This is a genomic window from Novosphingobium aerophilum (genome assembly GCF_014230305.1).
GTDB lineage: Bacteria > Pseudomonadota > Alphaproteobacteria > Sphingomonadales > Sphingomonadaceae > Novosphingobium > Novosphingobium aerophilum.
The window spans coordinates 1-11,936 of sequence record NZ_JACLAU010000058.1 but is presented as its reverse complement, the minus strand read 5'-3'; the positions used below and the strand labels follow the sequence as shown (position 1 = coordinate 11,936).

Here is an 11,936-nt window from a genome sequence, read left to right as displayed (position 1 = left end):
GCTCCCTCCGATCCGGAAAGCCAGCCGCTGAGCTACGCAGTGGCCAGCAGTCCGTCGCATGGCCAGTTGGAACTCAATTCCGATGGCTCGTTCACCTATACGCCCGACGCAGACTGGTCCGGCGAAGACTCCTTCACCTTCACCGTCAACGATGGCGAGACCGAAAGCCTGCCGGCGACCGTCAGCCTGACGATCGCTCCGGTCAACGACGCTCCGGTTGCCGATGCCGGATCGACCTCCGGCGGCGAAGATACGGTGATCGGCGGGAAGGTTTCGGCCAGCGATGCCGAGGCCGATGCGCTGACCTATGCCCTGGCGCAAGGTCCGGCGCACGGCAGCATCGTCTTCAACGCCGACGGGTCGTTCGAATATACGCCCGACGCCAACTGGTACGGCACCGACAGCTTCACCTTCACCGCCAACGATGGCCAGAGCGACAGCACCCCGGCCAACTTCACCATCACTGTCGATCCCGATGGCAGCGACCCGGCAGTGATCGGCGGAGACCTGGCCGCGACGATCACTGAATCGACCGTGGCCGGAGGCCCCGACACGCAGGTCAGCGGACAAGCGACGGTATCGGACCCCGATGGACCGAGCGGCTTCGAAGCGGGCGGCCAGGCCGGCGCCTACGGCGCGTTCGACCTGCAGGCCGATGGCAGCTGGACCTACATCCTCGCCGACAGCGATCCGGCGATCGACGCGCTGAAGCCCGGCGACGTGGTGACAGAAACCTTCACCATCGCCGCGCTCGACGGCACGACCAGCGAGGTGGTCATCACCATCCACGGCGCCAACGACACCGCCCAGATTTCCGGGACGGACAGCGGCGCAGTGGTCGAGGCGGGCGGCGTCGCCAACGGCACGGCCGGCACCGCTTCCGCCAGCGGCACCCTGACGGTGACCGATCCGGACGCCGGCGAGGCACCCTTCGCCGCGCCCTCCAGCCTGAACGGCACTTACGGCACCTTCTCCTTCGATGCTGCAACCGGTGCGTGGAGCTACCAGCTCGACAACACGCGCAGCGCCACGCAGGCGCTCACCCAGGGGCAGACGGCGACGGAGACCCTGACCGTCACCTCGCTTGACGGCACGGCCAGCCGGACCATCACGATCACCGTCACAGGTACCAATGACGCCGCGGTAATTGGCGGGACGACCAGCGGCGCGGTCGCCGAATCCGCAGCTGCCGGCGGCACTTCGCAAGTCACCGGCTCGTTGACGATCAGCGACGTCGATGGCGCAGCGCAGTTCGTCGCCGGATCGAAGACCGGCACCTACGGCTCGCTCACCCTCACTGCGGCAGGGGCGTGGACCTATGTCCTCGACAATGCCAATCCGCTGGTCGACAATCTCAGCGCCGGTCAGAGCCTGACAGAGACGATCACGGTCAACGCGGCGGACGGCACTGCGCAGGTGCTGACGATCACGATCAATGGCGCTAACGACGTGCGCACCGGCGGCAACGGCGCCGATGCGCTGACCGGCACGGGGGGCAATGACTCCTTGTCCGGCGCGGGTGGCAATGACACACTGACAGGCGGGCTAGGCAACGATACACTCGATGGCGGTTCGGGCACCGACACGGCCAGCTACGCCGGCCTTTCTTCCGGCGTCACCGTCAGTCTGGCAATAACCACCGCCCAGAACACCGGCGCGGGGGGGACGGACACGCTGATTGCCATCGAGAACCTCACCGGCACCTCCTACGACGACACGCTGACGGGCAACGGTGGCGCCAACCTGCTGACCGGTGGCGATGGCAATGACACTCTTGACGGCGGCTCTGGTGCGGACACCCTCGATGGCGGCAACGGCATCGACACGGCCTCCTACCTCTCCGCCGGATCGGCGGTAACGGTGAGCCTTGCGGTCACGGCCTCGCAGAACACCGGCGGCGGTGGCGGCGACACGCTTGCGGGGATCGAAAACCTGACAGGCTCTGCGTTCAACGACACGCTGACCGGCAACACGGGGGACAATATCCTCAACGGCGATGCCGGAAACGACACGCTCGACGGCGGCCTCGGCAACGACACGCTGATCGGCGGCCTTGGCACCGATACGGCGAGCTACGCTGCGGCAGGGTCGGCGGTCACCGTCAGTCTTGCCGCAGGCACCGCAACGGGCGGCGCTGGCAGCGACAGCCTGGCCGGGATCGAGAATGTCACTGGCTCGGGCTTCAACGATACCCTGACCGGCGACGACGGGGCCAATGCCCTCGCCGGCGGCGCGGGGAACGATACGCTTGACGGCGGCCTCGGCAATGACAGCATCGATGGCGGCACCGGCACGGACACCGTTACCTTTGCCGCCGCCACAGGCGCAGTCACGGTCAACCTCGGGCTCACCACGGCACAAGCGACCGGCATGGGAACCGACACGATCTCCAATGTCGAGAACCTGACCGGCTCCGGCTTCGACGATACTCTCACCGGCAGCACCCTCGCCAACCTGATCGCGGCCGGAGGTGGGGCGGACTCGGTGAATGGCGGCGCCGGCAACGATACCCTGCAGGGTGAGGCCGGCAATGACACAATCGATGGCGGCGCGGGCGACGATTCGATCGATGGCGGGATCGGCAGCGATACGCTGTCCTATGCCTCGGCAACGGCGGCGGTGACGGTCAGTCTGGCCCTCGCCACGGCGCAGAACACCGCAGGCGCCGGCATCGACACGGTCTCCGGGTTCGAAAACCTCACCGGCTCGGCCTTCAACGACAGCCTGACCGGCGATGGCAATGCCAACACCATTGCCGGCGGCGCGGGCAACGACACCATCGAAGGCGGCAACGGCAACGACAGCCTCGACGGCGGAGCGGGAACGGACTTCGCCTCCTATGCCAATGCCAGCGCAAGCGTTACCGTCAGCCTCGCCTTGGCAGGCGCGCAGAATACCGGCGCGGCAGGTAGCGACGTGCTGACCGGCTTTGAAGGGCTGATCGGCTCGGCCTTCAACGATGTGCTGACGGGCGACGCCAATGCCAATGCCCTGCAGGGCGGCAGCGGCAACGACACGCTCGATGGCGGCGCAGGCAACGATACGCTCACCGGCGGTGCGGGCACGGACACTGCGTCCTATGCAACGGCCACCGGAGGGGTCACCGTCAGCCTCGCCATCACAGCTTCGCAGGTGACCGGCGGGTCCGGCTCCGACACCCTTTCGGGTATCGAGAACCTGACCGGCAGCGGCTTTGCCGACGTTTTGACCGGTGATGCCAACGCCAACGCGATCGACGGCGGTGCGGGTAACGACACGCTAAACGGCGGCGCTGGTGCGGACAGTCTGATGGGCGGGTCTGGCAATGACGTCTTCGTCTATTCGGCGACAGCGAATTCCACCAATGCCGCGTTCGATGTCATTTCCGACTTCATCGTCGGAACCGACAAGATCGACCTCTCGGCAATCGACGCGGTCCCTGGGGGCAAGGACAATGCCTTTACCTGGGGGAACAACGCTCCCACGGCCAATGGCATCTGGTGGATTTATGACTCGGCCAGCAACGTCACCCATGTCTATGGCGATACCGACGGCAATGCGGCGACCGCCGAACTGCGTATCGACCTGACGGGGCATCCATTGCTGACATCGGCCGACTTCGCGCTGTGAGATAGATCCAACCATCGCGGCAAGGCCGAAGCTCCCCTGACAATCAGGGGGGCTTCGGTTGCAGAATCGGGGCTCGGCAGAAGTGTTCGTGCTTCCGCCCCAATCCCGCTCCGCCAGCCGGCTTACCCGAGTTAACGCGCTGGGCAGCCGCCCTTGTCGGTCGCAGCCCAGGCAATGCCCGCCTCGAGCAGAGCAAGCGCCTGCGGTTGGCTGTAGGTCTGAGGCATGTGGCCGATGGCGGAGTAGAACATCCGGCCTCGGCCAAGGCAGTTGGTCCAGGCAATGGGATGGTCGGCGCCCATGTCGAGCCCGCCTTCGGCCATCGGCCCCTTGCGGGTGTACGAGCCTTCATCGAGTGAGGCGATGACCTTCGCGCCGACCGCGCGCGGGCTGGACTTGAAGGAATACCACTCGTCCTTCATGCGCCATTCGCGTGGCAGGCCGGCCGCCTTGGCCAGCGGATGATCGGTGCTGACGATGACCCGGGCTTCCTGGAACTGCGGCGCCATCGGGTGTCCGGCGAAGCGAGCGCCGATCAGCTTGTCGGGATACCAGTCCCAGAAATAGGTCGGATCGCCGGCGGAACCGTGCATCGCCGCAAATCCGCCACCGTGCGCGAGAAATGCTTGGAAAGCTTTGCGCTGCGACAGGGTCAGGACGTCGCCGCTGATGTTGTTCCATACCACCGCATCGACCTGCGACAGGGTCTTCGGATTGAAGGCGCCTGCCATTTCGGTGAAGGTGACCGACCAGTTCCTGCGCTCCGCCATGGCGGACAGCGCCGCATGGGCGGCATTGACAGAGGGTGCGTCCTTGAAGCCGTTGATCTTCTCGAACACCAGCAGCCGGGCCTTGGCCTTGCCGGCAGGGGCCAACTTGGGCACGTCGTTGTCATAGCGCTGGCAGCGGGCGACCTTGTCGGCATCCGTCACCGGCAGCGCCCGAAGTTCGGCATCGATCTTCGCGACGATATCGGCGCTGAGCCCGGTGAAGCGGGTCGCCGTCTCAGCCGAGAGGATCGCAGCGAAAGTCGGCGGCTTGGTGCCGGCGAACATCGGCGGCATCCTGTCGAGCTTGCCGGGGGCATACTTGTCGATCACCGCCTTGGCTGCGGGGCTGAGCAGGATGTCGATCAGCGGGCTCTGCGCAGAAAACGGCGCATCGCGGAGCGGGCAATCGGTGACGGGGCCGGCGATAGCGGGCGCGGACATTGCCGTCATCGCCAGAGCAGATGCCGTTGCGAGAAGCTTGTTCATCAGATCGAACCTTCCTTGAGCCGCTCCACCGCGTGGTGCGCGGCGCGGGCCGAGAGCGCCATGTAGGTAAGCGACGGATTGACGCAGGCGGACGAAGCCATCGCCGCGCCGTCAGTGCAGAACAGGTTCGGCACCTCGTGCGCCTGGTTGAACTTGTTGAGCACGGAAGTCTTGGGATCATGGCCCATGCGCGCGGTGCCCATTTCATGGATGCCGAGACCGGGCGTACCCATCTCGTCGGCCTGGGCCACGACGAAGCCGCCCGCGGCTTCGACCATCGCCTTGGCGTCGCCCATAATCTGCTTGACCATCTTGTGCTCGTTGGGTCCCATCTTGCAGTCGATATGCGGCAGGGCCATGCCCCACTGGTCTTTCTTGGCCGGGTCGAGCGTGACGCGGTTTTCCGGATTGGGCAGCATTTCCCCGAAGCCGGAAATGAAGGCCATCCACGGTCCGAACTTGTGCATGCCGTCCTTGAACTCCGCACCGATCACCCCCGGCCGGCCGGCGATGCTCTTTCCGGTCATGCGCATCGCGCCGCCCTGATAGCCGTAGCCTCGCACGTAGCCGTCCGATTCCTCGGTGACGTTGCGATAGCGCGGAATGTAGATGCCGGTAGGACGGCGACCCTTGTAGTACGAATCCTTGGGCGCGCCGGGCAGCATGCCGACGGTGGTCAGGGCATACATGTGGTCCATCAGGTTGCGGCCAACCTGGTCCGAACCGTTGGCAAGACCTCGAGGGTTCGCCTCATTGGCGGAGTTCAGCAGGATCGCTGCCGAATTGATGGTCGAGGCGTTGAGGAAGAACACCTTGGCCTCGTAGGTCTTGCCGACCTTGGTCACACGGTCGATCACGCGCACGCCGGTGGCCTTGCCGGTCTTGGGATCCTGCACGATCGAATGGACAATGGCATTGGTCACGAGCGTCAGGTTGCCGGTGCGCCGTGCCGCAGGAAGCGACGAGGTAAGCGAGGAGTGCATCGCGCCGAACGAACAGCCGCGATCGCAGATCGAGCGGTTCTGGCAGGGTCCGCGCCCCAGTTCCGTATGCTGCTCGCGGGCTTCCGATAGGTTCGCATTGCGCCCGATGATGATCTTGCGGCCCGGGAACTTCGCCTCGACCGCCGCCTTCAGGAACTTTTCGCCGTCGTTGAGCTCCCAGCCGGGCAGGAACTTGCCATCGGGCAACTGCGGCAGGTTCTCGTAGGTGCCGGCGACGCCGATGAATTCCTCGATCTTGTCATACCAAGGGGCAATGTCGGCATAGCGGATCGGCCAGTCGACGCCGAAGCCGTCTTTCTTGTTGGCCTCGAAATCGATGTCGGACCAGCGGTAGGTCTGGCGGCCCCACATGATCGAGCGGCCGCCGGTGTGATAGCCGCGAATCCAGGTAAACGGCTTGCCCTCCGGCGTGGTGTAGGGGTGATCGCTGTCCTTCACCCACATGTGCTTGTTGGACACGTTGAAGGCATAGCACTGGCTCTGCACGGCATAGTCGCGGGCGACTTCTTCCTCCGGCACCATGTTCATGTCCGGAAATTCCCAGGGCATCTTCATGTCCGTGTAGTCCTTGGCCGGATCGATGTCGTAGCCACGTTCGAGAAGCAGGACCTTGAGGCCCTGTTCGCACAGTTCCTTGGCAGCGATGCCGCCGGACATGCCGGAGCCGATGACGATTGCGTCGAATTGCATGATGGGGACTCCGAATTAACCGACGAGGGTGCCAAGGCCGGAGAACGGCCGGCTTTCCGGGGTGAGCTTGAGCGACGCCACATATTTGCCGGGCACGTGCTCGTAGATGATGTCCTTGGTCATTGCCGCCTCGGAGGCGTAATGCAGGCCGATTATGAGGTCCTTGATCCGGTTGTAGCCGGGATCGACGACCGAAGCGCCAGCACCCATCAGCGCGGCAAGGCCGGCAAGCTTGTCCTTTTTCGGCACCGGCTTCAACGCCGCCTTGTCATAGGGGATCAGCAGTTCCTTGCGGCGCGCCGGGGTTAGCTGGGCGAAGGTCTTCTTGTCCGCTTCAAGCGCCATCTTGTCGATCGATGCCAGCGAGGCGATCACCAGGGCCTTCGTTTCCGCCGAGGCCCAGCGGCCCATCATGGCGTCGAAGTGCGCCGGGACGCCTGCAGAGACCGCGCCGGGGGTATCCGTTTCCGGAATGAACGTATCGGCCAGCGCCGTGACCAGCGCAGCCTGCGAAGGCGTGAAGAACTTCTTTGCAGCCACCTTGCGCTTTGCCTTGCCCCGGGGCGCGGCAAAAGCCTCTGCCGGGATCGCGGCGGCACCGAGCAGCGTGGCCATGTAGGCCATCAGATCGCGGCGATCGAGGCTTGGTCCTTGATCCATTTCAGAAATCCTCGTTTGGCGGGCATCGGCCCTTATAGTTCAAAAGTTGTACTACAATTGGTTTGACCAGAGTGCAATCAGCATTCGTCCCAGCACTGGCGAATGTAGCTGTAGCCCTCGGTGTAGACCTCCTCGGGGCTGGCGAAGAAATCGCGCCAGACGCGGGTTGCGGCGGCCAGTTCGGGCAGGGCCTTGCCGAAGGCTTCGATCGTCAGCCAGCCGTCATAACCCAAGCCCTTGAGCGCGTGGATCGTCTCGCGGATATTGGCATGGCCACGCCCCGGAGTGCCCCGGTCATTCTCGGAAATGTGGACGTGGTTCACGTGGCCCTTGGCATAGGCTGTGTTGAGCGCCGCGAGCGGATCCTTCTCCTCGATGTTCGCATGGAACGTATCGTAGAGGATGCCGAAACCGGGCTCGTTCAGCCGTTCCAGATAGGCGCTGGACTGCTCGCAGGTATTGAGCAGGTAGCACTCGAAACGGTTGAGCGGTTCGAGCGCGCAGACCAGCCCCGCATCGCGGGCCTTCTGCGCAACGGCGCGGTGCACCCCGGCGCAGCGCTCCAGTTCCTCCCCCGTTGGCCCCTCGCCGCTGAACACGCCAAGTGGCTGGAACCAGGGACCGACGAGCGCCTGCGCGCCCAGCGCCTCGCAGCAGTCGATGACGCGGTTGAGGTGATCGACGCCGCCCTGCCGCGCGCCAGCATCGGCGGAAATCGGTGAGTGAGCTTCATCAGGAATCAGCGCAACGGCCGTTCGCTGCAAACCGAGATCGTCGAGGATCCCGCCGAGCCTTGCGTAATGCGCCGCATCCGAGGGATCGAACACCGGAACTTCGACGCCGTCGAAGCCTGTGTCCTTGAGGGCCTTCAGGACCGGTACGTGGCTCTCGTCCACATGCCCGGTCCACAGCAGAAGGTTCATGCCGATTTTCATGTGCGTCAGTTCTTCCTGTTGCGCTCGACCAGACGCACCGCGCCAAAGATGAAGAACAGCACGACCGGGATGATCGAGATGGTCTTGAACGAGACTTCCGCCGCGTGGACCAGCACTTCGTGCATACCGGCACTGCCAGGCTGGAGCGCTTCGAAGGCAGCCTGTCCGCCGGCCTTCTCGATCTTGGCATGGTCGTAGATTTTGCCGATCTGCGGCAGGACCAGATAGATCGCAAGCGCGCCGGAGAAGTTGACGATGCCGATGCCCCAGGAACCACTACGCGGATAACGGCGGGCGATCGCGGCGAGCATGGTCGGCCACATGAAGCAGACGCCGAATGCCCACAGCGTCGCCGCGACCAGTGCGGTGACCGGCGAGTTGGCCGTCGCCAGCAGAAACAGCCCGAGGCCAGCGGGAACCGTGCTCATCCAAAGGAGCCCCATATCGGAGAACTTGTGCTCCAGCGGACCGGCAAAGTGACGCATGGCGAACATGATCGCCGCGACATAAACATTGAGCAGCACACCCTGCATGCCGACCGTCTCGGTCAGCGCGACCTGCACCCAGGCGCCCGGCGCCAGCTCGGTCGAGGCGGTAAGGAACATGATCGCCGGGAATATCCAGAAGCCGGCGTGACGGAAGGGTTCAGCCAGCATCTCGCCGAACGGGACGCCGGCAACAGTGCTTTCCGTCTGCGGGAATTCGTGCCGCATGGCCCAAATGGCAAGGACAATGCCTGGCAGCATGATCAGCGCGATCAGGGCGCGCCAGCCAAGGCCGGCGCCGAACAGCGCGACGCAGAGCAATCCGCCAACGATCATACCGGCCGGCCACCAAGCGTGCAGCACGTTGAGCTTGCCAGTCTTGTCCTCGGCATACATGGTCGTGGTGATCGCGTTGATCGAACCTTCTGTCGCGCCCCAGCCGAAGCCGGTGAGGATCATGCCGGCGTTGAGCGCCGTGTTGATCGCATCGAACCCGCCGGCAGAAGGCGCGAAAAGGATCAGCGCGGGACCGGCGACGAAGCAGGCGGCGGCGAACAGGATAATTCGCTTGGCGCCGATCTTGTCGAGCAGCGGGCTGATCACCAGCAGGCTGATCGCAAAGCCGAGGAAGGCGTTGCCGAGCGCGGTGGCAATCAATTCCCCGGAACTGGCGCCATGGGTCGCGTCGAACAGTTCGAGCTTCATCGCCTCGGATGCGCCGCTGCGGATCGCATTGGCCACGGCTGCGGTGAACAGCGCGAGCACGCTGATCCAGAAAATGGCTCTGTGATTGGCCGGCCTTGTCGTCGTCATCGTACCTCTCCCCCTTTTGCCATGCTTAATCGAGCCCCAGCACCTCGCGCACGAAACCCAGGTCCGCACCGGTCCCGGCGAAGTCGTCGAATGCCTTGTCCGCCTTGCGGATCATGTGGCGGGCGATGAAAGGCGCGCCTTCAGCCGCGCCCTGTTCCGGGTGCTTGTAGGCGCATTCCCATTCCAGCACCGCCCAGCCGTCGTAACCGTAGTGGCCAAGCTTGGTGAAGATCTGGGTGAAGTCTACCTGTCCGTCGCCAAGCGAGCGGAACCGGCCGGGGCGCTCTGCCCAGCTCGAATAAGAGCCATAAACGCCTGCCTTGCCATTGGGACGGAACTCGGCGTCCTTGACGTGGAAGGCCTTGATACGCTCATGGTAGAAGTCGATGAACTGCACGTAGTCGAGTTGCTGCAGCACGAAGTGCGACGGATCGTAGAGAATATTGGCACGCGGATGGTTGCCGACCGCCTCAAGGAAGCGCTCGAAAGTCACGCCGTCGTGCAGGTCCTCGCCGGGGTGCAGTTCGTAGCAGACGTTGACGCCGCATTCGTCGAACACGTCGAGGATCGGCTTCCAGCGACGGGCGAGTTCAGCGAAGCCTTCCTCGACAAGACCGGACGGCCGCTGCGGCCACGGATAGACAGTGTGCCACAGCAGCGCGCCGGAAAAAGTGGCGTGCGACGAGCAACCGAAGCGTCGGCTGGCCATTGCCGCCTTCTTCAACTGGTCGATCGCCCATTCGGTACGGGCCTTGACGTTGCCATGAAGCGCTGCCGGAGCAAAACCGTCGAACAACGTGTCGTAGGCCGGATGGCTGGCGACGAGTTGGCCCTGAAGATGGGTGGAAAGCTCGGTCACCTCGACACCGTTGGCCCGGCAGATTCCGGCAACTTCATCACAGTAGTCCTGGCTCTCGGCAGCCTTGTCGAGATCGAACAGTCGGCCGTCCCAAGTGGGGATCTGCACACCCTTGTAGCCGAGATCGCCCATATACTTGGTTATCGCGTCGAGCGAATTGAACGGGGCTTCGTCGCCAGCAAACTGGGCAAGGAAAACTGCGGGACCCTTCATTCGTTTTTCCTCTCTCAGAGATCGACCCAGACCGCACCGCGGCGGCTGGATTCTAGGCTGGCGGCTAGGAATTTCATGCCGGCCAGCGTGTCTTCCATCGTGGCATAACCCGGCTCTGTGCCGGCTGCGCCGCGCAGTTCGTTGCCGAAGGCCTGGTAGATGTTGGCAAAGGCCTCAAGATAGCCTTCCGGATGCCCGCCGGGGGTGCGCTGGATCGATACCACTTCAGGTGAGAGGTAGGCGCGGTTAGCGCCAGCGTGCCAGATCTCGGTCGGCCTGTCGCGATAGCCGATGCGCATGGCGTTCGGCTCTTCCTGCCGCCAGTGCAACCCGGCCTCATCGCAATAGACCGAAATGGCGAGGTCGTTGATGTCGCCAACCAGCACCTGGCTGGCGGTCAGCGTACCCTTGCCGCCGCCGGAAAGGTGGAAAAGCGCGGCGCCGTCATCGTCGATGGCGCGTCCGTCCAGCATGGTCAGCTCGGCGCAAATGCGGGTGATGCGCTCACCAGTGATGAATTCGGCGAGATTGGCGGCGTGAGTGCCGATATCGCCGAATGCACCGGCATCGCCAGACTGCTTCGGATCGACGCGCCAGGCAGCCTGCTTGTTGCCCTCAAGGTCGGCAGCGCGGCTCAGCCAGTCCTGCGTGTACTTCACCGCAACCCGGCGCACCTTGCCGAACTTGCCGCTGGCAATCAGCTCACGCGCCTGCTTGACCAGCGGATAGCCGGTATAGGTATGGGTGACGGCAATGCGCCGTCCGGTGCGATCTGCGGCATCGGCAATGGCCCTCGCATTCTCCATGGAATCTGCCAGCGGCTTGTCGATGATCACATCAAAGCCGGCCTCCATCGCGGCGATGGCAGGGGCGGCATGCATGTGGTTGGGCGTGACTATTGATACTGCTTCGATCCGCTGGTTGACCGGAAGGGCAAGTTCAGCCTCGATCATCTCGACATAGGAGCCATAGACGCGGGACGGATCGACGCCGATCTCGATACCCGATGCGCGTGATTTTTCCGGCGTCGAAGAAAATGCGCCGGCAACAAGCTGCCAGTTGCCCGCGATGCGTGCTGCGATCCGGTGGACTCCTCCGATAAATGCGCCCTGGCCACCGCCGATCATCCCATAGCGAATTGGATTGCTGCTCATCTCTCTACTGTCCTGCTCCGGCGGGAGGCGCCCCGCATTCCGCGCCCTTCTGTCTTGCCGCCCAACTGACGGCTTGCTCCAGCAAGCGCTTGTTTTCAGCTTCGGAATAGGCCTCAGCCCGGTGTCCGAACGCATTGTAAAGCACTCGTCCCTTGCCCAGGCAATGCCACCAGACCATCGGGTGATCGCCCATCCGCAGATCTTTTCCGAAAATGCCGACCGGCTTGTAAGTCTTCTCGTCGACGGAGACGAGGGTGG

At 64.0% G+C, this 11,936-nt stretch carries 9 protein-coding genes; 1 reads left to right on the top strand and 8 read right to left on the bottom strand.

The genetic code is table 11. The annotated features are described in order from the left end of the window. Positions 1-3,609 (top strand): VCBS domain-containing protein (locus H7F49_RS19955; RefSeq protein ID WP_185684952.1); only part of this gene is annotated, 3,609 nt, incomplete at its 5' end. Between the two features lie 131 nt (positions 3,610-3,740). Here H7F49_RS19955 and H7F49_RS18005 read toward each other — a convergent pair. From H7F49_RS18005 to H7F49_RS17970, 8 genes are all read right to left on the bottom strand, one after another. Further along, a complete protein-coding gene (locus tag H7F49_RS18005; RefSeq protein WP_185684951.1) occupies positions 3,741-4,865 on the bottom strand; it encodes a ThuA domain-containing protein in 1,125 nt (374 codons plus the stop codon). Further along, a complete protein-coding gene (locus H7F49_RS18000; RefSeq protein WP_185684950.1) occupies positions 4,865-6,559 on the bottom strand; it encodes a GMC family oxidoreductase in 1,695 nt (564 codons plus the stop codon). Before H7F49_RS18000 ends, H7F49_RS18005 begins: the two co-directional genes overlap by 1 nt. A 15-nt stretch (positions 6,560-6,574) precedes the next feature. Next, positions 6,575-7,183 (bottom strand): gluconate 2-dehydrogenase subunit 3 family protein, encoded by a 609-nt coding sequence (locus H7F49_RS17995; RefSeq protein WP_214647899.1) that lies wholly within the window; start codon positions 7,181-7,183, stop codon positions 6,575-6,577. A 113-nt stretch (positions 7,184-7,296) separates the two neighbouring features. Continuing rightward, on the bottom strand, positions 7,297-8,142 hold the full coding sequence (locus H7F49_RS17990; protein WP_214647898.1) for a sugar phosphate isomerase/epimerase family protein: 846 nt from the start codon (positions 8,140-8,142) through the stop codon (positions 7,297-7,299). A gap of 17 nt (positions 8,143-8,159) precedes the next feature. Beyond that, positions 8,160-9,521: an MFS transporter gene (locus H7F49_RS17985; protein WP_185684947.1), complete on the bottom strand. Its 1,362-nt coding sequence runs from the start codon at positions 9,519-9,521 to the stop codon at positions 8,160-8,162. Continuing rightward, positions 9,478-10,524, bottom strand: a complete 1,047-nt coding sequence (locus H7F49_RS17980) for a sugar phosphate isomerase/epimerase family protein (protein ID WP_185684946.1) — start codon at positions 10,522-10,524, stop codon at positions 9,478-9,480. The genes H7F49_RS17985 and H7F49_RS17980 overlap by 44 nt, the downstream gene beginning before the upstream one ends. Positions 10,525-10,538: 14 nt before the next feature. Beyond that, positions 10,539-11,678, bottom strand: coding sequence for a Gfo/Idh/MocA family protein (locus tag H7F49_RS17975; protein WP_214647897.1), 1,140 nt, complete (start codon positions 11,676-11,678; stop codon positions 10,539-10,541). A 4-nt stretch (positions 11,679-11,682) separates the two neighbouring features. Next, positions 11,683-11,936, bottom strand: a 254-nt coding sequence (locus H7F49_RS17970; protein ID WP_185684945.1) for a ThuA domain-containing protein, incomplete at its 5' end; no start/stop codon positions are given.

What these genes read in the sequence shown, in the direction of transcription:
- H7F49_RS18005 (WP_185684951.1), bottom strand. Translation starts at nt 4,865, where the DNA reads ATGAACAAGCTTCTCGCAACGGCATCTGCTCTGGCGATGACGGCAATG.
- H7F49_RS18000 (WP_185684950.1), bottom strand. Translation starts at nt 6,559, where the DNA reads ATGCAATTCGACGCAATCGTCATCGGCTCCGGCATGTCCGGCGGCATC.
- H7F49_RS17995 (WP_214647899.1), bottom strand. Translation starts at nt 7,183, where the DNA reads ATGGCCTACATGGCCACGCTGCTCGGTGCCGCCGCGATCCCGGCAGAG.
- H7F49_RS17990 (WP_214647898.1), bottom strand. Translation starts at nt 8,142, where the DNA reads ATGAACCTTCTGCTGTGGACCGGGCATGTGGACGAGAGCCACGTACCG.
- H7F49_RS17980 (WP_185684946.1), bottom strand. Translation starts at nt 10,524, where the DNA reads ATGAAGGGTCCCGCAGTTTTCCTTGCCCAGTTTGCTGGCGACGAAGCC.
- H7F49_RS17975 (WP_214647897.1), bottom strand. Translation starts at nt 11,678, where the DNA reads ATGAGCAGCAATCCAATTCGCTATGGGATGATCGGCGGTGGCCAGGGC.